Origin of the sequence: Streptomyces sp. NBC_01334, from assembly GCF_035983595.1 — a bacterium.
GTDB lineage: Bacteria > Actinomycetota > Actinomycetes > Streptomycetales > Streptomycetaceae > Streptomyces > Streptomyces coriariae.
In genome coordinates this window covers 7,251,503-7,275,011 of the sequence record NZ_CP130718.1, presented here as the reverse complement: position 1 = coordinate 7,275,011, position 23,509 = coordinate 7,251,503, and the positions used below count along the sequence as shown (strand labels likewise).

Below are 23,509 nucleotides of genomic sequence, written 5' to 3'. Positions count from 1 at the left end.
ATGCGCCACGCCCGCGCGGCACGCCCATATGGCACGCCCACCCGTACAGCACGCCTATACGGCACTCCGTTCGACCGGGCAGCTCATGCAGCGCGGCCCGCCCCTCCCCCGGCCCAGCTCACTGCCGGGGATCTCGATCACTTCGATGCCCTGCTTGCGCAGATGGGTGTTGGTGGTGACGTTGCGCTCGTAGGCGACAACGACGCCCGGCTCCACGGCGAGGACGTTGCAGCCGTCGTCCCACTGCTCACGCTCGGCCGCGTGGACGTCCTGGGTGGCGGTGAGGACCCTGATCTCGCTCAGACCGAGGGCGGCGGCGATCGCGCGGTGCATGTGCTCCGGCGGATGGTCGGTGACCTTCAGCTCCTTCTCGCCGACGCCCGGTTCGATGGTGTACGAGCGGAGCATGCCGAGGCCCGCGTACTGGGTGAAGGTGTCGCCGTCGACCATCGTCATCACGGTGTCGAGGTGCATGAAGGCGCGCCGCTTCGGCATGTCGAGGGCCACGATGGTCTCGGCCGAGCCCGCCGCGAACAGCTTGTGGGCGAGCATCTCGACGGCCTGCGGAGTGGTGCGCTCACTCATGCCGATCAGCACGGCGCCGTTGCCGATGACGAGGACGTCACCACCCTCGATGGTGGACGGATAGTCCGCCTGCCCCTCGGACCAGACGCGGAACGTCTCGCCGCGGAACAGGGGGTGATGCCGGTAGATCGCCTCGAAGTGGACGGTCTCGCGCTGCCGGGCCGGCCAGCGCATGGCGTTGATCGCGACACCGTCGTAGATCCAGGCGGAGGTGTCCCGGGTGAAGAGGTGATTGGGGAGCGGGTCGAGGAGGAAGTCGTCGAGGTCCATGACGTGGAAGCGCACGGAGGTCGGTTCGGGATGCGCTTCCAGAAACTCTCTCTTGGTCATGCCGCCGACGAGGGCCTCCACCAGTTCCGGGGCGGGGAGCGTCTCGAAGGCGGCGCGGAGGTGGTCGGTGGCGAGCACCCCGTACTCCTTCTCGTCGAAGACGCGGTCCAGGACGAGCGCTCGGGCCGCCGGGATCTCCAGGGCCTCGGTGAGCAGGTCGCCGAAGAGGTGTACGGCGACACCGCGGTCGCGCAGCACGTCGGCGAACCCGTCGTGCTCGGCGCGCGCCCGGCGCACCCACAGCACGTCGTCGAAGAGAAGTGCGTCCTTGTTGCTGGGGGTGAGCCTTTTGAGCTCGAGATCCGGCCGGTGAAGGATGACGCGGCGCAGCCGCCCGGCCTCGGAGTCGACATGGAATCCCATGTCTCCATCCTGACCATCAAGGACCGCCTTCACCCCCTACTGGACCGTTTCCGCACGAGCTTGTTCCTCCCCTCGCGGTTCTCCGCCGCCCCCACCCGTTCTCGTCCCCTTGACGACAAGGGGAACGCGCGACTATCGTTTTCTTATCGTCGCACTGACGAGAAACGGAACGAGGGGGGTCTCTCATGGCCGACATCACCCGGCGCCTGGGCTGGCGCCATCTGCGCGGCGCGCCGACGGCGCATGTGCGCCACCACCGCTCCGGCAAGCTGGCGCACGACGGTCCCGGGCTCAGCTTCTGGTTCCGCTCGCTGAGCGCGGCTCTCTCCGAAGTGCCGGTGGACGACCGCGAGTTGGCGATGACCTTCCACGCCCGTACGGTCGACTTCCAGGACGTGGCGGTGCAGGCGACGGTGACCTACCGGATCAGCGACCCGGCCGTCGCCGCCGCCCGCCTCGACTTCTCCATCGACCCCGACACGGGGATCTGGCGCAGTGCGCCCCTCGAGCAGCTCGGCACCCTCCTGACGGAGACGGCACAGCAGCACGCACTGGACGTCCTCGCGCGTACGTCACTGGCGTCGGCGCTGGTGGACGGCGTGACGTCGGTACGGGAGCGGGTCGCGGCGGGGCTGGCGGCGGAGCCGCGACTGCCGGCCACGGGCATCGAGATCGTGGCCGTGCGGGTCGTCGCGCTGCGTCCGGAACCGGAGGTGGAGCGGGCGCTGCGCACCCCGGCGCGCGAGCAGATCCAGCAGGAGGCGGACCGGGCGACGTACGAGCGGCGGGCGGTGGCCGTCGAGCGGGAGCGGACGATCGCCGAGAACGAACTGGCCAGCAAGATCGAACTGGCCCGCCGCGAGGAGCAGTTGGTCGAGCAGCGCGGTACGAACACCCGTCGTGAGGCGGAGGAGAACGCGGCGGCGGACAAGGTACGGGCGGAGGCGGAAGCCTCCCGGTCCGTGCGGCTCGCGGAGGCGGAGGCCGCGCGGTCGGTCAAGCTGGCGGAGGCGGAGGCCGCCAAGCAGGTGCGCCTGGCGGACGCAGAGGCACAGCGCTCGGAGCGGCTGACCCTGGCGGAGGCGGCGCGCACGGTCCGGCTCGCGGAGGCGGAGGCGGCCCGCTCGGTCCAGCTCGCCCACGCCGAGGCCCAGGCGGCGCGTGAGGTCGGCGAGGCGCGGGCCCAGGCGCAGGCGGCCTGGCTGCGCGTGCACGCGGACGTCGACGTGGCGACCCTGCACGCCCTCACCGGGACGCGTCTGGCCGAGAACCTGCCGCACATCGACAGCGTGACGATCTCGCCGGACGTCCTCACCGGGCTCCTGTCGAGGCTCGGCGCCGGGGAACGGGAATGAGTCTCGCCCCGCGGGCCGTGCTGGTCCACCGCACCACGGAGTACGAGGAGTTGGTGGCCCGGCACGGCACCCACGGCCAGGCCGCCTTCTTCCTCTCCTCGCGGGGCCGGGACATCGAGGAGGTAGCCGAACGCCACCGGCGCACCAGGCGGGCCATGGCGGAGGTGACGGCGGCGATTCCCCTGACCTGGCGTCAGACACGGGTAGAGCGCTCGGACTTGGACCGCTTCCTCTTCGCCCCCGAGGACGTGGTGGTCGTGGTCGGCCAGGACGGACTGGTGGCGAACGTCGCCAAGTACCTGGCCGGTCAGCCGGTGGTGGGCATCGACACCGACCCCGGCCGCAACCCGGGCGTCCTGGTCCGCCACCGCCCTGCGGACGCCCGGCTGCTCCTGCCCTCCGTGCTCGCCGCGGGCACCGGCACGGACGGGCTGACCATGGTCGAGGCGGTGGCCGACGACACCCAGCGGCTGCTGGCCCTGAACGAGATCTATCTGGGCGCCGCGGGCCACCAGACCGCCCGCTACCGCCTGGGCCTCGACGACGACGGGGGTGCCGTCGAGGCACAGGCCTCCTCAGGGGTGCTGGTGGGCACCGGCACCGGGGCGACCGGCTGGATCCGGTCCGTATGGCAGGAGCGGGGCGGCGGGGGTGACAGGAGCCTGCGCCTCCCTGGCCCGACGGAGGACCGGCTGGTGTGGTTCGTGCGGGAGGCGTGGCCGTCCCCCGCGACCGGCACCTCGCTGGTCGCGGGCGAACTCGCGACCGGCGGCCGCCTGACGCTCACCGTCGAATCGGAACGGCTCATCGCCTTCGGCGACGGGATCGAGAGCGATGCGGTGGAGCTGACGTGGGGGCAGCGGGTACGGGTGGGACGGGCGGAGACGGCGCTGCGGCTCGTCGGTTGAGCCACAGCGCCAACCCCCTTACAGCGTGGCCAGGTTGGGCGGTTCTGCCAACTCTCGCCCCCTGGCGCTGATTTGCGTCGAACTACCGGCCGCGCCCGACAGTGCCGGTTTGGACCAAGCCACCGACCCTTCCCCGCCGACACCGGGGTTGAGCCGAACCAACAGCCCCTGCCCGCCAACGCTGGGTTGAGCCGCAGGCACCCGTGCACCGGTCGGGGCGGCAGTTGCTCCGCATGCCCAGGGACGTCCGGCGGCCGGTCGTGGCGGCCGGGCAGTCCGACCCGGGCGAGCACCGCCTGCGCCCCGTCCAGCCGGACGAACGCGGCGCAGCACAGCTCCTCGCCCGTCGCGTCGGAGCCCCGACGCCCCGCTCACAACCGCGGGTCCACCGGCTCCGACTCCAGGGCCAGCACGCCGAAGACCGCCTCGTGGACGCGCCACAGGGGCTCGCCCTCGGTCAGGCGGGCCAGGGCTTCCAGGCCGAGGGCGTACTCGCGGATCGCCAACGACCGTTTGTGGTTGAGGAAGCGCCCGCGCAGTCGGGTGAGGTTGTCGGGACGGGTGTACTCCGGGCCGTAGATGATCCGGAGGTACTCGCGGCCCCGGCACTTGATGCCGGGCTGGACCAGGCGGCCCTCGCTTCCCCCACTCTCGGCTTCGCTCGAGCGGGGGGACCCCCATCGGACCAGGGCGCCCAGCGGCTTGACGACCATGCCCTCGCCGCCTCGGCCCGTCATCTCCAGCCACCAGTCGACACCGGCCCGGACCGACTCGGGGTCGGCCGTGTCGACGTAGAGGCGCCGGGTCGTCTGGAGCAGACCCGTGTTGTCGTGTTCCACCAGCCGGTCGAGGAGCGACAGCTGTACGTCGTGGGGCAGGTCGGCCAGGCTGCGGCCCTGGACCGCGAGGATCTGGAACGGGGCCAGCCGTACGCCCTCCAGACCGTCCGTCGTCCAGCAGTAGCGGCGGTACGCCTCGGTGAACGCGGCCGCGTCCGAGGCGCGTTCACGCTGGCGGGAGAGGAGGTCCGCGACGTCGACACCGCGTGCCGCCGCGCCTTCCAGGGCGGACAGGGTGCCCGGGAAGACCGCGCGGGACGCGGCGCCCACGGCCGCGTACTGCGAGCGGAGCAGCCCCGAGGCCTTCAGCGACCAGGGCATCAGCTCGGCGTCCAGCAGCAGCCAGTCCACCTCACCGGAGGCGTTGTCGGGCGCGGCCAGCTCCGACCAGAGGCCCGCCTCGTCCACCGCCGTCCGTATCCGGCCGAGGATCTCCTCCGTCACGCTCTCGTCGTCGAAGAACGGCCGGCCCGTACGGGTGTAGAGGGATCCGGTGGGGCCGTCCACGCCGAAACGCTTACGCGCCGTTTCCGCGTCCCGGCACACCAGGGCCACCGCCCTCGAGCCCATGTGCTTCTCCTCGCACACGACCCGCGCGACACCGTCCTGCGCGTACTGCGCGAACGCCTCCGCCGGGTGCTCCAGGTAGCCCTCGACGTGCGAGGTGGCCGTGGGGGCCATCGTCGGCGGCAGGTACGGCAGCAGCCGCGGGTCCACCGCGAAACGGCTCATGACCTCCAGGGCCGCGGCCGCGTTCTCCTCGCGGATCGAGACACGGTTCTGGCCCTCGTAACGGGTTTCGACAATGCGTCGGCCGTGCACGTCCGCCAGGTCCAGCGGGCGGCCGTCGTGCCCGCCGGGTGCCTCGGAGCGCAGCGGCTTCGTCGGCTCGTACCAGACCTGCTCCGCCGGTACGTCGACCAGCTCCCGCTCCGGCCAGCGCAGCGCGGTCAGCTTGCCGCCGAACACGGCGCCGGTGTCCAGGCAGATGGTGTTGTTCAGCCAGGTGGCCTCCGGTACGGGCGTGTGGCCGTAGACCACCGCCGCGCGGCCCCGGTAGTCCTCCGCCCACGGGTAGCGCACCGGCAGGCCGAACTCGTCGGTCTCGCCGGTGGTGTCGCCGTACAGCGCGTGCGAGCGGACGCGCCCGGAGGTGCGGCCGTGGTACTTCTCCGGCAGACCCGCGTGGCAGACCACGAGCTTGCCGCCGTCGAGGACGTAGTGGCTGACGAGGCCGTCGATGAACTCCCGTACCTCGGTGCGGAACTCCTCGCTCTCGCTCTCCATCTGCTCGATGGTCTCGGCCAGGCCGTGGGTGTGCTGGACCTTGCGGCCGCGCAGGTGACGGCCGTACTTGTTCTCGTGGTTGCCGGGCACACAGAGCGCGTTGCCCGACTTGACCATGGCCATCACGCGACGCAGCACGCCCGGGCTGTCCGGGCCCCGGTCGACCAGGTCACCGACGAACACGGCCTGCCGGCCCTCCGGGTGAACGCCGTCCACATAGCCCAACTTGCCCAGGAGTCCCTCGAGTTCGAAGGCGCAGCCGTGGATGTCGCCGATGATGTCGAACGGGCCGGTGAGGTGGGTCAGGTCGTTGTAGCGCTTCTCGGTGACGACCGAGGCGTTCTCGATGTCCTCGACGCCCCGCAGGACGTGCACCTTGCGGAAGCCCTCGCGCTCCAGGTGGCGCAGCGAGCGGCGGAGTTCGCGGGTGTGGCGCTGGATGACCCGGCGGGGCATGTCGGCGCGGTCGGTGCGGGCCGCGTTGCGTTCGGCGCACACCTCCTCCGGCACGTCCAGCACGATGGCGATGGGCAGAACGTCGTACTGCTTCGCCAGGTCGACCAGCTGACGGCGGGCGTCCTGCTGCACGCTGGTGGCGTCGACCACCGTGCGACGGCCGGCCGCGAGCCGCTTGCCCGCGATGTAGTGCAGGACGTCGAAGGCGTCCCGTGTCGCGCTCTGGTCGTTCTCGTCGTCGGAGACCAGACCTCGGCAGAAGTCGGAGGAGATGACCTCGGTGGCCTTGAAGTTGCGGCGGGCGAAGGTGGACTTGCCGGACCCGGACGCACCGATCAGAACGACGAGGGAGAGGTCGGTGACGGGCAGTACACGGCCCTGCTTCGTGGAAACCTGAGTCTCGGTCATGCTGCCTTCGCCTCCTTCTCGTTCACACTGCTCATGGTGAAAACGGCCATCTGCGTGGGTGGGCCGACCTCCGGGTCGTCCAGGCCGACCGGGACGAACTCGACGACGTAGCCGTGCCGTTCGGCGACGGTGGCCGCCCAGCCGCGGAACTCCTCGCGGGTCCACTCGAAGCGGTGGTCGCCGTGCCTGACGTGTCCTGCCGGGAGGCTCTCCCAGCGGACGTTGTACTCGACGTTCGGGGTGGTCACCAGGACCGTGCGCGGGCGGGCCGAACCGAACACCGCGTACTCCAGGGCAGGCAGCCTGGGCAGGTCGAGGTGCTCGATCACCTCGCTGAGCACGGCGGCGTCGTAGCCCTTGAGACGGGTGTCGGTGTAGGCGAGCGAGCTCTGGAGGAGCTGGACGCGGGAGGCCTGCCGCTCACCCATGCGGTCCAGTTTCAGCCGCCGGGAGGCGATGGTGAGCGCGCGCATCGACACGTCGACACCGACGATCTCGGTGAAGCGCGGGTCCTTCAGCAGCGCCTGCACCAACTGGCCCTGTCCACAGCCGAGGTCGAGGACCCGGGCCGCCCCGGACTCCGTCAGCGCCGTGACGATCGCCTCGCGGCGCAGCACGGCAAGCGGGGTCGGGCGCTCCTCCGTCTCGGCCTCCGCCTCGACCGCGTTGTCGATCTCCTCGACCTCGCTGTCGTCGGCCTCGGCGAGCCGGACCAGCTCCAGCCGCTCCATCGCCTGGCGGGTCAGCGACCAGCGGCGGGAGAGGTAACGGCTGGTGATCAGTTTCTGCTGGGGGTGATCCGACAGCCAGCCCTCACCGGCGCGCAGCAGCTTGTCGACCTCGTCGGAGGAGACCCAGTAGTGCTTGGCGTCGTCGAGGACGGGCAGCAGGACGTACAGGTGACGCAGGGCCTCGGCGACGGTGAGCGTCTCGGCCTCCAGGACCAGGCTCACATACCGCGAATCTCCCCACTCCTCGAACTCCGTGTCGAGGGCCACCGGTTCGGCACTCACGGCCCAGCCGAGCGGCTCGAAGAGACCGCGTACGAGGTCGACGCCGCCGCGGGCGGGCAGTGCGGGTACCTCGACACGCAACGGCCGCTTCTGGGACGGGAGTTCGGGCTTCGCCGCGCACACGCCGCGCATCGCGCTGGAGAACACGCCGCTCAGGGCGACCGCGAGCAGCGAGGAGGCCGCGTAGGGGCGGTCGTTGACGTACTGGGCGAGGGCCGCGTCCGGAGCACCACCCCGGCCCTTGCCCTTGCCGCGCCGGACCAGCGCCACGGCGTCCACCTCCAGCAGCAGCGCCGCCGTGCAGCGCTCGGCATCGGCCTCGGGATAGAGGACGTGGGCCTTGCCGTACGAGGTGGAGAACGCCTGCGCCTTGTCGGGATGCTTGTGCAGCAGGAAGCCCAGATCGGTGGCGGGACGTTCAGGGGTGCCGGTGGTGCTGATCGTCAGGAACACGTGGGTGCCTCGGTGGGTTCGGAAGAAGGAGCGGAAGCGCTGATCGTGCGCTCGCGCACCCCTACAACGTACAGAGAACGTTTCCGCGCCACTCGCGATTTTCCAAGCCGACCGACGGCCGTCCGCCCTGGTCAGACACCGGGGGCCGGGGGTGGGGGCGAGGCGGCCGGAGGTTTCGGAAGGCGTGCGGCTTCGCGCTTTCGATCTCCCGTCGCCGAATTCTCAGCCGCCGGTAGCGCGCCGCCGGATTCCGGCTTGCCCCTTCCGGAGGTTTCTCGGACCACCGGTTCGTCCGCCGCTCCGTCCGCCGTCCCTCCGTCCGGCTGTTACTCCGGTGTGCTTCGCCACGGGCTGACGCCCAGCTTTCCGGTGGTGCCGAGGTCCAGGTGGGGGGTCACCGTCACCGGCTCCGCGTCGGCCTTGGCTCGTACCCGGACGTACGGGACGTCGACCGCGGTGCCGGAGCCGGTGGTGTTGCGCCACATCAGGCCGGCTCTCGCGTGTTCGCCGGGCTTCAGCGTGACGGGCCGGGGCGGGTCGTCGAACCCGGTGACGGTGGAGATGCCGCCGCTGCCCTTGAAGATCTTGACGCCGTCGATCGGCTCGTGGTCCTCGTCCAGGAGGGTCACCTGTGGGTAGCCGTCCACCGTGTAGTCCCGATCGCCGCAGTTCTCCAGGACGAGTCCCACGACGCGCAGCCCCATCGCGGCGTCGCCGTCGTCGGCGGAGACGCGGACCCCGGAGGGCGGGCAGACCCCGGCTTCGGTCGGCGCCTCGTCCGCCGGGACCTTGGTCACCTCGCCGACCTTCACCGTCGTCACCGGCGACGCTCCCGGCACGAGCTCCCCCGGTCGTACGGTGCCCCGTACCGTCCGGCCGGCCCCCACCGAGCGCACGGTCACCAGTTCGTTGCTCATGACCTCGCCCGCGCTCGTCGTGAAGTCGAAACGGACGGTGTACGTCAACTCCTCGGTGCCGGGGTTGGTGACCTCGTACGCGGCCGAGATGCCGGAACCGGCGGCGCGCCCGGTCGGGAGGCGTTCGGCCTTGACCAGGCCGCCGTCGGATGCGCTGGGGCTAGCGGAGGCGGAGGGGATGGTCACCGAGGTGATCCGGACCCCGTCCACGGCGGGCTGGGTGACCTGTGTCCGCGGCGTCGAGTCGCTCGCGCCGACGCCGCCGTTCTGGGTGCCGGCCTGTTCCGATCCGCACCCCGTGAGGAGCAGCACGGCGGCGAGGGCCGGGAGGAGTGGGAGGGGTCTGCGCATCCGGCCACCTCATCAGGGCCCGGCCATGCCGACTGTGACGGAAGCCATACCTCCGGTCACAGCCGTGTCACACATGATCGGCGGCGCGTCCGGGCCGTCCGGACAATGAAGACAACGAAGACAAAGATATCCAAGCCGGGCCGGGCGCGCCGCCGTTCACGTCCCCGCTCGCCGTACTAGTTCAGCTGCGCCTGCACCTGCGCGGAGATCAGCTCCAGGTGGTCCAGGTCGTGCAGGTCGAGGACCTGGAGGTAGAACCGCCGGGAGCCGGCCTCGGCGTAACGGCCGATCTTGTCGACGACCTCGGCCGGAGAACCGGCCAGCCCGTTGGCCTTCAGCTCGTCGACCTCGCGGCCGATCGCGGCGGCGCGCCGGGCGAGCTCCTGGTCGTCCTTGCCGACGCAGACGACGAGGACGTTGGAGAAGGTGATCGCGTCGGCTGCGCGGCCTGCCTCCTGCGCGGCAGCCCGCACCCGGCCGAACTGGCGCTCACTGTCCTCGACCGAGCCGAACGGCATGTTGAACTCGTCGGCGAACCGGGCGGCCAGCCGCGGCGTGCGGGTCGCACCGGTGCCGCCGATCAGCACCGGGATCTTCGCCTGCGCGGGCTTGGGCAGCGCGGGCGAGTCGGTGAGGTCGTAGTACGTGCCGTGGAAGTCGTACGTCTTGCCGAGCTCCGTCGCCCACAGGCCCGTGACGATCTCCAGCTGCTCCTCCAGTCGGCCGATCTTCTCCTTCGGGAAGGGAATCCCGTACGCCGTGTGCTCCTCCTCGAACCAGCCCGCGCCCAGGCCCAGTTCGACCCGCCCGCCGGACATCTGGTCCACCTGCGCGACCTGGATGGCGAGGACGCCGGGCAGCCGGAACGTGCCGGCGGTCATCAGCGTGCCGAGGCGGATGCGCTTGGTCTCGCGGGCGAGCCCGGCGAGGGTGATCCAGGCGTCCGTGGGGCCCGGGAGGCCGCTCACGTCGCCCATCTTCAGATAGTGGTCGGACCGGAAGAAGGCGTCGAACCCGAGGTCCTCGGTGGCCTTCGCCACGGCGAGGAGGGTGTCGTAGGTCGCCCCCTGCTGGGGCTCGGTGAAGATACGCAGATCCATACCTCCATCCTGCACTCCGGCCTTCCCGTCAACCCCACCGGTCCCGTATCCCCCAGCCGTCCCCGGTCGGGTGCAAATCGCCCGCGCCCTGCGTGGGGGGTTGCCCGGGCCGGTGACCCGCCCCTCTGATGATCGTTGGACGGGCGGAGCCGGACCGCCCGGCGCCCGTGCCCGGCCGGTCATCGCCGGGACGTCACCCGCATCGGCCCTCCTCACAGGGGCCCGGGCCGAGGAGGCCGTCATGTCCGAAGAGACCGTGCCGCAGCAGGGCGGGGACCCCGCCGCAGCCCAGCCGAAGGGGTTGTTGCAGCAGATGGAGGAGCTGATGGCGGCCCTTAACGCGGATCTCTCCGCGCTGGATGCGGATTTCCAGTCGACCGGGGGTGCGCGGCGGGGGCCGAGAGAAGAAGGTGGCATGGCGGGCTGAGCCTCTCCGCCCCTCCCCCTCCCCCCTCCCGCCCCCTCCTCCACTTCCGCCCCTTCGCTGGGCGCCCAGCGCCGAGGGCCGGACAGGTCGGCTTTCCTCACCTCTCCGGCAACGCGCCCTCTCTCTCCTCCCGTTCCTCTCTCGCCGCCAGCTTCCGCAGCATCTCCAGGACCCGGTCCCTGGACTCGTCCGCCGCGTCGATGGCCTCCATGCACTTCCAGTACGTGCCCTGGTCGTCCGCCGAACTCGCGAGGCCGACCAGGGCGATGCCGACCTCGCCCAGCAGGCCGCTCAGGTCGAGCAGCGCCCGGCGGGCGTCGTCCAGTTCGGTGAGCCGGGCGGCGAGCAGGTCCCCGGGATCGAGGTCCGGCGCGCCCAGCACACCGCAGCCTCTGCCCGCCAGCTCGGTCAGCCCCAGTGCCTCGCCGCGTAGTTCGGGCGGGCCGGAGACAGCGAGGCGACTGCCGATCGCCTGCGCCAGGGCCTGCGCCTGCCACACCTCCTCGAGGATCACCGCTCCCTCGCCGCTGCCCGCGAGCGCGCGCCTGCTCGTCAGGATGAGCCGCACCGCGTCCATGCGCTGCCCCCGTCTGCCCGACGTGCTGCCCGCACGTCCGCCCGAACACCCGTGTCCACCACTCCACTACCCAGAGTGAGGGTCTGTGGGGCGAAAAGCCAGAGGAAGACCGAAATCTGTGGACAACAAATCGATTTCGGTCCGCCCGTTGACTGCGGAGAGTGAAAACGGACTGCTCGGCTCCCTCCGAGAGGCCGCCCAGTCGCCGCAATGTCACCGCCTGGCCACCGCCTGGCCGACGCCGGGTACGCGCTACGGCGCCGGGAACCGGTGCTCGTTGCGGTCGATCTTCGCGTTCAGCGCCGCCAGCGGATCGACACCGAGCACTTCGCAGAGCTGGAGCAGATAGGCGAGCACGTCGGCGACCTCGTCCGTCACCCGGTGGGCGGTCTCCGGGTCCTCCATCACGTTCGCCGACTCCTCCGGCGTCAACCACTGGAAGATCTCGACCAGTTCTGACGCCTCCACGCTGAGCGCGGAGACGAGGTTCTTGGGGGTGTGGAAGGGCTGCCAGTTCCGCGCGGCCGCGAACTCGGCGAGTCTGCGCTGGAGCTTCGCCACGTCGAGGTGTTGTTCTGTCACGGACCCAGGTGTACCACCGTCACTCCCTCGGTCCGGGTGGCCCCGTACCCGTCGCCGACCGCGCCGACGCAGCGGATGTGCCCGCGCTCGGCCATCCGCACCGCCAGCCGCAGCAGTTCGGCGCGCTGTCGTACGTCGAGGCCACGGTCGAGGCCGTCCGCGAGCAGGGTGAGGGTCTGCATCGCGGCGGGCACCTCGCCGGCCGGGTCCACGTCGAGGACGCCCGGCCCGGTGAGCAGCACCAGCGCGAGGGCGACGTACCGCAGTTCGCCGTATCCCAGCCGGGCGAGCTCCGTGCGGCTGCCGTCGGCGCGGTGGAGCAGTGCGCGGACCGTGCCGTCGGCCAGCGGTTCGGCGCGCAGGTCCACGACCGGTCCCGTGGATCCGGCGGACAGCGCGGCCACCAGTTGCGCGTGCCGCCGTCCGCACTCCTCGCGGGTGCGCCAGAGGACGTCGGCGAGGTTGTCGCAGCCGGCGAGCAGTCGGCCGGAGCCGATGGGGACGGGGACCCCCATCCAGTCCGGTTGCGGATCGCAGGCGAAGACGGACCGCAGGGCGACGATCATCTGTTCCGCGGCGGCGAGCACCTGCCGCTGTCCGTCGGTCTTGCCGGCCACGCGCAGCGGCAGCAGTGCGGTGCCGAGCCGGTCGTCGGGCAGGGGGGCGCGCGTCACCGGTGCGGAGCCGCCGGTGTGCCAGGCCGCCTGTACCGTGCGGCGCCCGGGATCGCGCAGCGCCGTCTCCAGCAGCACGACGCCCGCCGCGCTCAGCCGCTCCCCCACGATGCGCAGCTCGGGTTCGGCCTGCACGGCGACGTCGAGCAGCACCGGGCCGCCGGGTCCGTCGGCCGTGCATCCGATACGGAACCCCCGACGACGCTGGGCATCGGGCCGCGCCCGCTGCGGCACACACGCGGCCGGGTCGGCGAACACCTCGCCCAGCGGGGCCCCACCCCCCAGCCGGGCCAGCGCCTCGTAGGCGCGCAGCGCGCTGCTCTTGCCGCTCCCGCTGGCCCCGACGAACAGCGTGACCGGCCCCAGCGGAAACCGGGCCCGCCGGTGCCCCGCGAAGGCGGAGAGCCGCAGCTCGGTGACACAGGGCCGGACGTACCGCACCTGGGCGGCCGCCGTACGGAGACCCGGCGCGGGGGACGGACCGTCTCGCTCCGCCACGAAAGGCGCCTGCGCGGGCACGGTACGGGAGACGTCCCCGGGCGGCGGCTGGCCGGACACCGGGTGAGGCAAGGCCGGGTGAGGCAACTGCGTGGCGGAGGAGGTGGAGGACATGGAGGAGGCGGAGGAGGACGCAAACGGCGAGGGCATATCCGGACCGTAGAACTCCGCCACCAGACGAACCGTTCCGCCCCGAAAAGCTTCCTACGATCGAGCGACCCGACGACCACGCCGACCCGACGACCACGCCGACCCGACGATCTCGAGGACCCGGACAACCCGGAGGCCCCGAGGATCGGGTACTACTCCGACGACCAAGCCGACTCCGACGATCGTCGCGGACAGCGACAGCGACAGCGGCGCGGGCGGCGAGCCGACGTGCCCGGGGGTCGCCGAGCGCCGCGCTCGGTGCGGTCGCTCGACGCCCGAGGACCACTCAGACTCCGGGAACCCCCGCCCCCTCCATGATCCCGCTGACCTCGGTGCCCGGTGGGGTCAGCAGGAACACGTTTCGGTCGACCCGGTGCATGCCGCTGGCCAGGCCGAAGACGACTCCGGTGGAGAAGTCCAGGACACGCTTGGCCGTGTCGGTCTCCGCACCCGTCAGGTCGAGCAGCACCGGGATGCCCGCCATCAGCGTCTCGGCGACCTCGCGGGCGTCCGCGAAGACGTTGACCCGCAGCACGACGAAACGGCGCCGGGTCTCTGTCTCCGCGTCGGGGAGCGAGCGGTGGCTCACCGCCGACGGCCACGCGTCCCGGCCCCGCAGCGGAACAACCTGAGCGAGCCCTTCCCACTGTTCATCGGTGACGTCGTAACGGTTCACCGGCACCCCCCGAACTGACTCGCCTTCAATGCCTGCACCAGCCATTCTTACGCCAAGTCACCCGTTCAGCCCAACAGCGACACGGTCCGCCACGGTCTCCGCTGCCCCGCAACGGCTTCCCACCGTGGCCGCACCGGAATCCTCACGTCCAGGCGCACCCCGCTCACCAGGCCCGATAACGTTGCGAAACCGCTTGCTCGGCAGAATCAGCGCTGGTAACACCCGTCGAAAAGCGAGATCCTGTGGCGTCCGCCAGGCAGCAGCGAGCGACTCACGGTATGTGCACGCGAGCACTCCGGCAGCGGCGGCGCCTGCGCTGTCCGTGCTGCCCGGCGTCACTGTTCGTGCGGCGCTTGGTCCGACGGTTACCGATCCGCCCCCGGGCAGCCCTCTTCGTGGCGATGCGAACCAGGGCTGCCGCAGCCCGTTTACGACACCGCTGCGGGTGGCCGCCACGGTCACCGCGCTCCCGTCGAAGTGCCCTCGTGTCGGCTGCCGCACCCCGGCCCGCCGGCGGGAGCGCACAGGCGACCGACCGGGTCGGCCCGCCCGAATCCCGCGCCGGATCCCCGCGTCGGATCCCCGCGGCCGCACCGATCACCGTCCCGGTCTCTGGCGCGTACGACAGTTGCCGCGACGGGATGACACGCCCGCTGTGCATGCGGGTCACGTCGGCCCGCCGTGCCTCGACAACTGCCGTGTCAATCGTGCCGACTTGAGGTAAGCAGCACCGAAGTCGACGCCCCCGAGCACCACTTCGCATGGATCGCCGACAGGCATGAAGCAAGAACGGAGGATCGCGAAGGGCCCCCGCCCTTCACTCTCCGCTCTCCACCCTCCGAGCCCACCCCACGGCGCCCTGCGAACTCCGTTCACCTGCGAGGCAGTTCGCCTCCTCACCCAAACCCAAGCAGATGAAGGTCAACTGACGCCTCGTCAGGCGATACCTCAGGTCCTACCTCAGGCGACCGTGCGCGTGAAGCGGAGCGTGGTGGTGATCGTCGTCAGACCGCCCATCATGCCGAGCTGGTTCAGGGTGATCCCGAACTCGTTCCGGTCCACGGTGAATGCGGCGTCCAGGGTGACCGCGTCGGCGTCCGCCTGACTCAGGCGGGCGGTGAAGTTCTGCGGCCGGCTGATGCCGTGCACCGTCAGCTGGCCGGACACCTTCACGGTTCCGTCGGCGCCGAGTTCGGCGGCGCGCACCGCGAAGGTGATCTCGGGGTACTTCTCGACGTCGAAGAAGTCCGCACTGCGCAGGTGCGTGTCCCGCTTGGCGTTCTTGGTGTCGATGGAGGCCGCGTCCAGGACCAGGGTGCCGGTGACCGTTCCGTCGACTGCCACCTCGCCCCCGCCGCTGACGGTGGCGAAGACGCCCTTGGCTGTGACCAGGCCCCACATCGTCTTGTGCTTCAGGGCGACGGTGGAGGCGCCCGTGTCGAGCTGCCACAGTCCGGTTTCCACGGCGACGGTCATGGCCGTCCTCCTTGATAATCCAAATTTGGATGAAGCTGGGACGACCCACGCTAGCCGGTAATCCAAACCTGAACAACCTGGTCGTGCAAATTTGGACCACAGATACACTCGTAGCTATGGCAGACCCCGCTGAGCACCCCACCGACCTGCCCTCATGCCCGTCCGCGCAGGGCACCGGCCTGCTGCCGGCCGAACTGCGTGGCTGGATGCTCCTGCTGGCCGCGACCGGAGCGGTGGAACAGCGGCTGCGCTCGGTGGTCAAGGAGCGGCTCGACGTGTCGCACGACGAGTTCCTGGTCCTGTGCCTGCTGGCGGAACAGCCCCGGGAAGGCCTCCGCATGACCCGCATCGCGGAGCTGCTGGGGCGACCCAAGACGCGGCTGACCTATCAGATCGCCTGCCTTCAGCACGCCGGCCTCGTGACCCGCAAGTCGGTCTGCGGCGACAAGCGCGGCGTGGAGGTGGCCCTCACCGACAAGGCCCGGGGCATGCTCCGGGAGGCGTCCGGCGCCCTGGCCGAGACGGTGACGGGGGCGCTGGCCCATGTCATGGGCCCCGAGCAGTGCGCCGCGATGAGCGGGCTGATACCGAAGACTGCCACGGCTACAGCCACGGCTCCGGAGCCGGCGCCCGAGCCAGAGTCGGCGGCCGAGTCGGCGTCGGCGCACTCCACCGTCTCCGACTGAAGTCCGGACGCCGGACGCCCCACCGGCGGGGTTCCGAGGAACACCACGGCAGGGCGGGGCCAGCGGGCAGCAGGGCAGCAGGGTGGGCCGTCCTACCGGGAAGCGTCCGAGTACTCCTCCGCGGACGCGGCCTCCTCCGACACCTCCGACGCCTCCGACACCTCCGCGTCCGCTGAGGCCTTACGGCCGGGCAGGACCGCGAAGACGATCAGCGTGCCGGCGGCCATGATGATCCCGCCGACCAGGCTGGTCTGGGCGACACCGTGCGCGAAGGCCTCGTGCACCGCCTCGACCAGGGCCTGCGCCTGCTGCGCCCCGCCTGCGGGGTCCTTCGCGACCTGCTCGGCGACCGCCAGGCCACCGCCCACCGAGTCCTTGGCGGTCTCCAGCGCGGCGGCCGGAAGGTTGCCGCCGACCAGGTCGGTCAGCTCGTCGCGGTAGGCGGTGCCGAGGAGCGAGCCGAGGATCGCGATGCCGAGCGAACCGCCGAGCTCCAGCGCGGTGTCGTTGGCGCCGCCGCCGACACCCAGCTCACTCTCCGGGAACGAACCCATGATCGTGTCGGTGGCCGGGGACACGCTCAGGCCGATCGCGAAGCCCAGCATCATCATCGGCGCGAGGAAGTCCGCGTACGTCGAACCCGTGTCGACCCGGGTGAGCAGGAAGACGCCCGCGGTGCCGATCACCATGCCGGACACGACCATCGCCCGCACGCCCAGCTTCGGGGTCAGCCGCCCGGTCACCGCGGCGCCGACGAAGACCGCACCGGCCAGCGGCAGCAGGCGTACACCGGTCTCCAGCGCGTCGTAGTCCAGTACGAACTGGAGGAACTGGGTGGAGTAGTAGATCGCGCCGAAGGTGCCGAAGAAGAAGAACAGCACCGCCAGCATCGAACCGCTGAAGGGCCGCAGCCGGAACCTGCGGACGTCCAGCATCGGATGCGGATGACGCAGCTCCCAGGCCACGAACCCCACCAGACCGACCCCGGCGACCACGGCCGCGGCGATCGGACCGGTGCCCCAGCCGAAGTGCGGGCCCTCGATGGTCGCGTACACCAGCGAGCCGACGGAGACGATCGAAAGCAGTCCACCGACGTAGTCGATCCGGCCCATGCCCGCCGCCTTGGACGGCGGGACCAGCGCGAGCGCGCCGAACACGGCGATGACCGCGATGGGGACGTTGATCAGGAAGGTCGAGCCCCACGCGTGGTCCTGAAGCAGCCAGCCCGCGACCAGCGGACCGACGGCGATGGCCAGCCCCGAGGTGGCCGTCCAGGCCGTGATGGCCTTGGCACGCTCACGGCGCGGGAAGATCGCGACCAGCAGCGACAGCGTGGCCGGCATGACGACCGCGGCACCGACACCCATGATCGCGCGGGCCGTGATGACCAGCTCGGTCCGGTCCACCAGGCTGCCCATCACCGAACCGCCCGCGAAGACCAACAGCCCGGTGACGAGCGCGCCACGGCGGCTGTACTTGTCGCCGATCGACCCCAGCACGAGCATCAACGCCGCATAGGGGACGGTGTAGCCGTCGATGACCCACTGGAGGTCACTGCTGCTCAGGCCCAGATCCGTGGTCATGTCCGGCGCGGCCACGATCAGCGAGGTGTTCGCCATGACCACGATCAACAGGCTCAGGCAGAGCACGATCAGCGCCGACCAGCGCTTGGCGTACGGCCCGGTCATCTTCTCGACGGGTGTGTTGACGGGGAAGGGCATGGGGGGCTCCTAAGAGGACGAGTTAATTGCCCGCTGATGTGCAGGCTAGTTTATTGCCCACCAGTGTGCAAATATGCCGATGGCCCGCTGCTCCGAGCCCCGACCCTGAGCCCTAGCCCGAGCCCTAGTCCCGAGTCCCGAGTCCTGAGCCGCGAGGAGGCGATGTGACCGGCCGACCTCCCCCACACGAACCGCAACTCCACACCTCCTCACGCGCCACCCCCGATCCGCCCGCACCCATCGCCCGCGCCAGGGAAACGGCCGACGGGACCGAACCCCTGGCCCCGACACCCGGATCGCTGGCCGCGCCGGGATCGTCGCCGGGATCGCCGACGCCACGAGTGCCCTGGCCCGCCCAGCCCTCACCCTGTGCACGGTGAACGACCGCTTTCGCACGCTCAACGGGCTCACCCATCGGGCTCGTTCACCGGTCTCGTTCACCGGGCTCGTTCACCGGTCTCGTTCACCGGTCTCGTTCACCGCCTCTCATTCATCGGGCTCAGGACCTCGAAGCCGCCCGGCTCGGCGAACTCCTCGCCACCGCACGGGACATGGCCGTCCCGTACCGGCCCCCCTACCACCGTCGACACCGGAGACCGGACGGACGAGGCACCCGCTCCGCGGCCTCCCCCTTGATCGCCGCGGACGTCGACGGCGGCACCGAGGCCTCGACCGTCCGCCACCCGCGGCCCGCCCGGCAGACGGAACCGCCTTCCAAGAAGGAGAGTTGATGTACCAGCCCACGTACGAGACCGGCGCGTCCTACGACACGACCGAAGCACCCCGCATCCGACGCAGGCGACGACCGGCCGCCACCACCGTCGCCATCGCCGCCCTGCTCACGCTGATCCTGGTCCCCGTCACGGTCGACCGGCTCGTGACGGCACGGGTGGAGTCGCGAACGGCGGAGGCGTTCCAGGAAGGCATGGACACCACATCGCGGCCCGAGGTCCACGTGCGCGGGTTCCCCGTCCTGACGCAGGTGGCCTCCGGCACCCTGCGGCGGGTGGACATCACCGCCCACGACATTCCCGCCGACGGGTCCGCCCGCCCGCTGCCGTTGTCCGAACTCGACCTACAGCTGGACGGGCTGACCAGGTCCGACGACGGCAGCGAGGCGCGGGCCCGTTCGGCGACGGCGACCGCCCTCCTGTCCTACCCGGACCTGTCCGAGGCCCTCGGTCTGGAGGTGTCCCAGGGCAAGGGGCCGGGCCGGATCAGCGCGGACATCCTGCTGCCTCTCGGCGGAGGACGGGTCACTGTGACCACGACCGTCTCCGCGGCGTCCGGCAACCGGATCGCGTTCGACGACTTCCAGGTCGACGGCGGCACGCTGCCCGGGGCCGGGGAAGCGTTGCTCGACCGGGTCTTCGAGCAGCCGATCCAGCTGCGGAACATCCCCGACGGCCTGAGCCTGCGCTCCGTGACCACCACCGCCACCGGCCTCGATGCCCGGTTCACGGGAAGGTTGGTCACCTTCCGACCGGAAGAAGCACCGTCGGACCAGGACCAGGACCAGGACCAGGACCAGGACCTGTGAGCGCAGAACGGAGAGGTGGGGAGAACCGGGAACTGGGGGAACTGGGGAACCGGGGAACCGGGGAACCGGGGAGCTAACTGAGGGACTGAGAACTACGGCGATCCGGACACCTCAGGCCCCCGACTCAGCACCCGCTGCCGCTGCCGCCGGTGCCGCCGCCGCAACCTCGCCGACCACAGCCCGGGCCCGTTCCTCCGGCACCCCCGCCGCGACGAGCGTCACGACGGCCGTCCGGGTCCCGTCGTCCTCCAACGCCCCGGTGTTGACCTCCTCCAGCAGCGCGACCTGCATCGCCTCGAGCCCCGCGCTCAGCACGGCGGGCGGCAGCTGCGTGTGGAAGACACCGTCGCGCTGCCCGCGCGCCAGGATGGCGGTGACCTCGTCGCGGGCGGGGGTGAGGATCTCGGCGACGCGCTCGTCGCCCAGGTCACGCCGGGCCAGTGCCAGGAGCAGCCGGTAGCGGTCGCCCACCGGCCAGATCGTGTGCACGAAGTGCGCGAGCGCCCGCTCGGCCGGGTCCTGCGGGGCCGTCGCGACCGCCAGCGCGCCGCGCAAGGCCTCGGAAGCCTCCTCCGCGAGCGCCTCCAACAATGCCGCCCGCCCGGGAAAGTGACCGAAGAGCGTCCGCCGTACGACGCCGGAGGCCCGCGCGATCTCCTCCAGGGTGACGTCCGGGTTCCGGCCGAGCTCCTGCCGGGCCGTGGCCAGAATGCGCGCCCGGTTGGACCGCGAATTACGCCGCTGCGGCTCGCGGGCCACGGAGTGGGTCACGGGAAACCTCGGGTGGTTCGGTGCGGACGAACGGACGACGGGCGCCCATTGTGGCCGATCTCCGCCGCGGGGGCGACTCGGATGCACCCCGGGTGTGACCTGGGTGCGCCCCGGCTGCGCCGCGAAACGAGGGCAGCGCCTCACCAAGAACAGCGCCAGACCGACGACACCGTCACACCGACACGACGTCGGACGACAACACCGTCACACCGACGGGCGGCATCGCACCGACAGCACCGGCACCGACACACCGCCGGCACTGCCACGCCGACAACCGCGTCAGACCGAGGCGGCCGGTTCCCCGTGTCCCTGCCACGGCCGGGCCAGCCCGACAAGGGCGAGTCCAGCCCCCGTGGCGGCAACCAGCATGATGAGGGCCATCGGCAGGGAGCTGTCCTCCCCGAACAGCCCCACCAGCGGCGAGGCGAGCGCCCCGAAGAGGAACTGGAGGCCGCCCAGCAGCGCGGACGCCGCTCCCGGCGCCATCCGACCCACTGCCTGTCCGATGCTCATGCCGCCCGGAAAGACCAGCCCGATGCCGCTCGCGGTCACGAACAACGTGACCCACGTGCCCACGAGGCTCTCCCCCACGGACAGGACCAGCAGAACCTGCGCCAGCGCGCCCACCAGCACCACGCCGACACCGGCCGTGAGCAGGGTGTTCAGCCGCACGCCCCGTCCGGCGAGCCGGGAGAAGACCGTGCCGGCGAGCAGCATGCCGACCGCGTTGGTGGCGAAGATGAGGGAGTACGTCGTCGAGGAGACGCCGTGGAGGTTCTCGAAGACGAAGCTGGAACCACTGATATAGGTGAACAGGGCCGCCGCGACGAAGGCGACGACCAGGACGTATCCCATGAACGCCCGGCGGCCGAGCAGCGTTCCCATGGCACGGAACGTGTTCACGAAGCCGCCGCTCTGACGCCGGTCGGGCGGCAGGGACTCCGGCACCCGGCGCACCACGGCGAAGAGCAGCAGTCCGCCCAGAACGGCCAGCACGGCGAACACCGCACGCCAGGTGGACACACTAAGGATCACCCCGCCGAGCACCGGCGCGGCGATCGGCGCCACGCCCATCACCTGGGAGAGCACCGCGAAGTGGCGCGGCAGTTCGGCACCGTGGAAGCGGTCGGTGAGCACGGCCCGGGCCAGCACCATGCCCGCCGCGCCGGCCACGCCCTGGAGAAAGCGGGCGCCGGTCAGCAGACCGACGTTCGGGGCGACGGCGCACACCAGGGAGAAGAGGACGAACCCGACCGACCCGGATATCAGCAGTCGGCGCCGCCCGAGCCCGTCGCTGAGCGGCCCGATCAGCAACTGCCCGACGACCAGCCCGGCCAGGAAGGCGGTCATCGTCAGCTGCACGGCCGAACTGCTCGCCCCGAGCGTGTCCCCCATGGCCGGGAAGCCGGGCACGTACATGTCGGTCGCGAGCGGGGCGACCGCCGTCAGGGCACCGAGGACGGCGACAAGGCCGACGGCCGAACGCTCCCCTGGGGCGGGGACACCGGCGGTCGGCAAAGCGGCGGCACGGGAGGATGACGGAGGTACCATGAAATTAAAGATAACCAATAGTTCACTAGCTAACAAATAGCGAGCAGGTCAGAAGGCGAGCCGCATGCCCACCTCCCCCGCCGACGTCCGCGCCCAGTGGGCCGCGCACAATCCGGGCCTCGACACCTCCCCCATGGAAGTGGTCGGCCTGCTCAAGCGCGCCACCGGCCTGCTCGACCGCGCCGTCGAACCCCTCTACGCGGGCGCCCCGCTCACCGCCCCCGAGGTCGACACGCTCATCCCCCTGCGGCACGCCACCGAGCCGGTCATCGCCCGCAGCCTCGCCGAACGCCTCGGCCTCTCCCGCGCGGGCGTCAGCAAGACCCTCGCCAAACTGGAGAAACGCGGCTTCATCACCCGCACCCCCAACCCCGCCGACCGCCGCGCCGCCCTGCTCACCATCACCGAGTCGGGCGCCAAGGCCGTCGACGACCTCTTCCCCCGCCAACTCGCCGCAGAGGTGGATCTGTTGGCAGGACTGGGAGACGACCGGGACTGGGTCCTCAGGGCGTTGGGCCGACTGGTCGAGTCGATGGAGGGGCAGGGACGCCACGGCTGAACCCGGGTTCGGCCCAGTGGTGGCCGAGCCGAGCCGGGCTGACGGCGTAGGTCGGAAGTCGGCTGTGCGACAGGATCCCGCCCTAGGGAGGCGCCTGTCGGACGGGGCGGGCCTCACCAGAACCGCCCGCTTCTTCGCGCGCGTCCTGCTCTACGGTGCCATCAGTCACCTACGACCGGGGAGGAACCGTGCAGCAGCCGAAGGCGTCGCTCGTCGAACGCATCGCCGAGCGGAGAGGCGGAGGCGACGACCCGCGTGCTCTGGTCGGCGAGATGCGACGCTCGGTGCTCCTGGTGCCGATGGCCGACGGAGGTCTGTGGTCGGTGCGTTCGGGCGGGGTGCGATGGATCTGCGGGTTCACCGACGAGGCCGCCCTGGCCCGGTTCGCCCTGCGCCACACGCGCGGTGACCAGCCCATGGACTACGCGGCGCTGCTGGGCGCGCGCATCGTCGACGAGATCGTGCCCGCCCTGGGCGAGCCCGCCGGTCTCGCCGTCGACATCGCCACCGAGGACGGGTCGATGTTCTTCCCGCCGGTCGTCGGCATCGTGCCGGACGCGGCCGCCGTCGACTCCGGCGCGGTGGGAGAGGGGCCGCGGTCATGAGCGGTGACGGACCGGACCTGCGGCTCGACAAGGCATCCGTCGCCAAGTTCACCCAGGGTGTGGGCGCGACCATCGACCAGCTCGGCGACCTCGGCGGCGCCACCGGATCGGTGATGGGAAAGGGTTTCTCGGAGTTGGCGATGACCGGGATGGAGGCCGGGCACCACGGCCTCGCGGTCGACTTCGAGGACTTCTGCGAGCGTTGGGAGTGGGGCGTGCGCGCCTTGGTGCACGACGCCAGTGCGCTCGCGAACCGCCTCGGCCTGGCAGCGGGCACCCAGTGGGAGCACGACCAGTACGTCGCGGCCACGCTCAAGGTGGGCGCCAACTCCCTGTTCGGCGGGAACCCGCACGCCAGTGAGGAGGAGATCGCCCAGCAGAACTGGGGCGACATCTTCACGCCGGACTACCTGAACCCGGACTGGAGTGCCGAGTCGTTCGACAAGGCCGGTCAGGACATGGAGCAGACCTGGAAGGACACCGGCCGCACCGTTCTCACCGAGGGCCACGGCGGTCAGCAGTCACACGTGCTCAACGACGCTCTCGATATCTCCGACGACCAGTGGAACCAGGCGCTGGACGACACCTTCGGCCCGTCGCCGGAGGAACGCGCCCAGCAGGAGCAGCAGGGTGAGTCCGGGGGGAACTGAC

21 protein-coding genes are annotated in these 23,509 nt (G+C 71.1%); 8 read left to right on the top strand and 13 right to left on the bottom strand.

Annotated elements, in window-relative coordinates:
- Nucleotides 1-54: 54 nt before the first annotated feature.
- Complete coding sequence (locus OG736_RS32640) at nucleotides 55-1,278, bottom strand: arginine deiminase (protein ID WP_020125172.1); 1,224 nt, start codon at nucleotides 1,276-1,278, stop codon at nucleotides 55-57.
- 185 nt (nucleotides 1,279-1,463) lie between these two features.
- On the opposite strand from OG736_RS32640, the gene OG736_RS32635 reads away from it, so the two are divergent.
- Together OG736_RS32635 and OG736_RS32630 are read left to right on the top strand one after the other, a co-directional pair.
- A complete protein-coding gene (locus OG736_RS32635) occupies nucleotides 1,464-2,633 on the top strand; it encodes an SPFH domain-containing protein (protein ID WP_327185547.1) in 1,170 nt (389 codons plus the stop codon).
- The gene (locus OG736_RS32630) at nucleotides 2,630-3,541 is read left to right on the top strand and encodes a hypothetical protein (RefSeq protein WP_327185546.1); all 912 of its coding nucleotides are present in this window, start codon (nucleotides 2,630-2,632) and stop codon (nucleotides 3,539-3,541) included. Before OG736_RS32635 ends, OG736_RS32630 begins: the two co-directional genes overlap by 4 nt.
- Before the next feature lie 371 nt (nucleotides 3,542-3,912).
- On the opposite strand, the gene OG736_RS32625 is transcribed toward OG736_RS32630, so the two are convergent.
- From OG736_RS32625 to OG736_RS32610, 4 genes are all read right to left on the bottom strand, one after another.
- Nucleotides 3,913-6,531, bottom strand: a complete 2,619-nt coding sequence (locus tag OG736_RS32625; protein ID WP_327185545.1) for a polynucleotide kinase-phosphatase — start codon at nucleotides 6,529-6,531, stop codon at nucleotides 3,913-3,915.
- Nucleotides 6,528-7,997: a 3' terminal RNA ribose 2'-O-methyltransferase Hen1 gene (locus tag OG736_RS32620; RefSeq protein WP_327185544.1), complete on the bottom strand. Its 1,470-nt coding sequence runs from the start codon at nucleotides 7,995-7,997 to the stop codon at nucleotides 6,528-6,530. Before OG736_RS32620 ends, OG736_RS32625 begins: the two co-directional genes overlap by 4 nt.
- A 326-nt stretch (nucleotides 7,998-8,323) precedes the next feature.
- On the bottom strand, nucleotides 8,324-9,265 hold the full coding sequence (locus OG736_RS32615) for a DUF4232 domain-containing protein (protein ID WP_327185543.1): 942 nt from the start codon (nucleotides 9,263-9,265) through the stop codon (nucleotides 8,324-8,326).
- A 176-nt stretch (nucleotides 9,266-9,441) separates the two neighbouring features.
- Nucleotides 9,442-10,365: an LLM class F420-dependent oxidoreductase gene (locus OG736_RS32610; protein ID WP_327185542.1), complete on the bottom strand. Its 924-nt coding sequence runs from the start codon at nucleotides 10,363-10,365 to the stop codon at nucleotides 9,442-9,444.
- 241 nt (nucleotides 10,366-10,606) lie between these two features.
- Between OG736_RS32610 and OG736_RS32605 the strand changes: the two genes are divergently transcribed.
- Complete coding sequence (locus tag OG736_RS32605) at nucleotides 10,607-10,792, top strand: hypothetical protein (protein ID WP_327185541.1); 186 nt, start codon at nucleotides 10,607-10,609, stop codon at nucleotides 10,790-10,792.
- Nucleotides 10,793-10,889: 97 nt separating this feature from the next.
- Here the strand turns inward: OG736_RS32605 and OG736_RS32600 are convergent, their stop codons facing one another.
- The 5 genes from OG736_RS32600 to OG736_RS32580 all read right to left on the bottom strand — a co-directional run bounded on the left by OG736_RS32600 (nucleotide 10,890) and on the right by OG736_RS32580 (nucleotide 15,425).
- Nucleotides 10,890-11,369, bottom strand: coding sequence for a DUF6099 family protein (locus tag OG736_RS32600; RefSeq protein WP_327185540.1), 480 nt, complete (start codon nucleotides 11,367-11,369; stop codon nucleotides 10,890-10,892).
- Between the two features lie 252 nt (nucleotides 11,370-11,621).
- A complete protein-coding gene (locus tag OG736_RS32595; RefSeq protein ID WP_057605750.1) occupies nucleotides 11,622-11,951 on the bottom strand; it encodes a nucleotide pyrophosphohydrolase in 330 nt (109 codons plus the stop codon).
- Nucleotides 11,948-13,273: an AAA family ATPase gene (locus OG736_RS32590; RefSeq protein ID WP_327185539.1), complete on the bottom strand. Its 1,326-nt coding sequence runs from the start codon at nucleotides 13,271-13,273 to the stop codon at nucleotides 11,948-11,950. Before OG736_RS32590 ends, OG736_RS32595 begins: the two co-directional genes overlap by 4 nt.
- Nucleotides 13,274-13,559: 286 nt before the next feature.
- Nucleotides 13,560-13,949, bottom strand: a complete 390-nt coding sequence (locus OG736_RS32585; protein WP_028806047.1) for a cell division protein SepF — start codon at nucleotides 13,947-13,949, stop codon at nucleotides 13,560-13,562.
- Nucleotides 13,950-14,909: 960 nt separating this feature from the next.
- Nucleotides 14,910-15,425, bottom strand: coding sequence for a YceI family protein (locus OG736_RS32580; RefSeq protein WP_327185538.1), 516 nt, complete (start codon nucleotides 15,423-15,425; stop codon nucleotides 14,910-14,912).
- Nucleotides 15,426-15,541: 116 nt separating this feature from the next.
- Here OG736_RS32580 and OG736_RS32575 point away from each other — a divergent pair, with 116 nt between their 5' ends.
- Nucleotides 15,542-16,111: a MarR family winged helix-turn-helix transcriptional regulator gene (locus OG736_RS32575; protein WP_327185537.1), complete on the top strand. Its 570-nt coding sequence runs from the start codon at nucleotides 15,542-15,544 to the stop codon at nucleotides 16,109-16,111.
- A 92-nt stretch (nucleotides 16,112-16,203) separates the two neighbouring features.
- Here the strand turns inward: OG736_RS32575 and OG736_RS32570 are convergent, their stop codons facing one another.
- Complete coding sequence (locus OG736_RS32570) at nucleotides 16,204-17,832, bottom strand: MFS transporter (RefSeq protein ID WP_327185536.1); 1,629 nt, start codon at nucleotides 17,830-17,832, stop codon at nucleotides 16,204-16,206.
- 730 nt (nucleotides 17,833-18,562) lie between these two features.
- Between OG736_RS32570 and OG736_RS32565 the strand changes: the two genes are divergently transcribed.
- Nucleotides 18,563-19,372 carry an LmeA family phospholipid-binding protein gene (locus OG736_RS32565; RefSeq protein WP_327185535.1) on the top strand — a complete coding sequence of 270 codons (810 nt, stop codon included), beginning with the start codon at nucleotides 18,563-18,565 and terminating at the stop codon, nucleotides 19,370-19,372.
- Between the two features lie 111 nt (nucleotides 19,373-19,483).
- On the opposite strand, the gene OG736_RS32560 is transcribed toward OG736_RS32565, so the two are convergent.
- Complete coding sequence (locus OG736_RS32560) at nucleotides 19,484-20,143, bottom strand: TetR/AcrR family transcriptional regulator (RefSeq protein ID WP_327185534.1); 660 nt, start codon at nucleotides 20,141-20,143, stop codon at nucleotides 19,484-19,486.
- A 279-nt stretch (nucleotides 20,144-20,422) separates the two neighbouring features.
- Entirely contained in the window at nucleotides 20,423-21,694 is a 1,272-nt protein-coding gene (locus tag OG736_RS32555; RefSeq protein ID WP_327185533.1) for a multidrug effflux MFS transporter, read from the bottom strand.
- Nucleotides 21,695-21,758: 64 nt separating this feature from the next.
- Here OG736_RS32555 and OG736_RS32550 point away from each other — a divergent pair, with 64 nt between their 5' ends.
- The 3 genes from OG736_RS32550 to OG736_RS32540 all read left to right on the top strand — a co-directional run bounded on the left by OG736_RS32550 (nucleotide 21,759) and on the right by OG736_RS32540 (nucleotide 23,508).
- A complete protein-coding gene (locus OG736_RS32550; RefSeq protein WP_327185532.1) occupies nucleotides 21,759-22,253 on the top strand; it encodes a MarR family winged helix-turn-helix transcriptional regulator in 495 nt (164 codons plus the stop codon).
- A 188-nt stretch (nucleotides 22,254-22,441) separates the two neighbouring features.
- Nucleotides 22,442-22,858, top strand: coding sequence for a hypothetical protein (locus OG736_RS32545; protein ID WP_327185531.1), 417 nt, complete (start codon nucleotides 22,442-22,444; stop codon nucleotides 22,856-22,858).
- Nucleotides 22,855-23,508, top strand: a complete 654-nt coding sequence (locus OG736_RS32540) for a hypothetical protein (protein ID WP_327185530.1) — start codon at nucleotides 22,855-22,857, stop codon at nucleotides 23,506-23,508. Before OG736_RS32545 ends, OG736_RS32540 begins: the two co-directional genes overlap by 4 nt.
- Nucleotide 23,509 lies beyond the last annotated feature (1 nt).

Excerpts from the sequence above, each read along its gene's own strand:
- OG736_RS32640 (WP_020125172.1), bottom strand. The coding sequence starts at position 1,278 with ATGGGATTCCATGTCGACTCCGAGGCCGGGCGGCTGCGCCGCGTCATC.
- OG736_RS32635 (WP_327185547.1), top strand. The coding sequence starts at position 1,464 with ATGGCCGACATCACCCGGCGCCTGGGCTGGCGCCATCTGCGCGGCGCG.
- OG736_RS32630 (WP_327185546.1), top strand. The coding sequence starts at position 2,630 with ATGAGTCTCGCCCCGCGGGCCGTGCTGGTCCACCGCACCACGGAGTAC.
- OG736_RS32625 (WP_327185545.1), bottom strand. The coding sequence starts at position 6,531 with ATGACCGAGACTCAGGTTTCCACGAAGCAGGGCCGTGTACTGCCCGTC.
- OG736_RS32615 (WP_327185543.1), bottom strand. The coding sequence starts at position 9,265 with ATGCGCAGACCCCTCCCACTCCTCCCGGCCCTCGCCGCCGTGCTGCTC.
- OG736_RS32610 (WP_327185542.1), bottom strand. The coding sequence starts at position 10,365 with ATGGATCTGCGTATCTTCACCGAGCCCCAGCAGGGGGCGACCTACGAC.
- OG736_RS32605 (WP_327185541.1), top strand. The coding sequence starts at position 10,607 with ATGTCCGAAGAGACCGTGCCGCAGCAGGGCGGGGACCCCGCCGCAGCC.
- OG736_RS32600 (WP_327185540.1), bottom strand. The coding sequence starts at position 11,369 with ATGGACGCGGTGCGGCTCATCCTGACGAGCAGGCGCGCGCTCGCGGGC.
- OG736_RS32590 (WP_327185539.1), bottom strand. The coding sequence starts at position 13,273 with ATGCCCTCGCCGTTTGCGTCCTCCTCCGCCTCCTCCATGTCCTCCACC.
- OG736_RS32580 (WP_327185538.1), bottom strand. The coding sequence starts at position 15,425 with ATGACCGTCGCCGTGGAAACCGGACTGTGGCAGCTCGACACGGGCGCC.
- OG736_RS32575 (WP_327185537.1), top strand. The coding sequence starts at position 15,542 with ATGGCAGACCCCGCTGAGCACCCCACCGACCTGCCCTCATGCCCGTCC.
- OG736_RS32570 (WP_327185536.1), bottom strand. The coding sequence starts at position 17,832 with ATGCCCTTCCCCGTCAACACACCCGTCGAGAAGATGACCGGGCCGTAC.
- OG736_RS32565 (WP_327185535.1), top strand. The coding sequence starts at position 18,563 with ATGTACCAGCCCACGTACGAGACCGGCGCGTCCTACGACACGACCGAA.
- OG736_RS32555 (WP_327185533.1), bottom strand. The coding sequence starts at position 21,694 with ATGGTACCTCCGTCATCCTCCCGTGCCGCCGCTTTGCCGACCGCCGGT.
- OG736_RS32550 (WP_327185532.1), top strand. The coding sequence starts at position 21,759 with ATGCCCACCTCCCCCGCCGACGTCCGCGCCCAGTGGGCCGCGCACAAT.
- OG736_RS32540 (WP_327185530.1), top strand. The coding sequence starts at position 22,855 with ATGAGCGGTGACGGACCGGACCTGCGGCTCGACAAGGCATCCGTCGCC.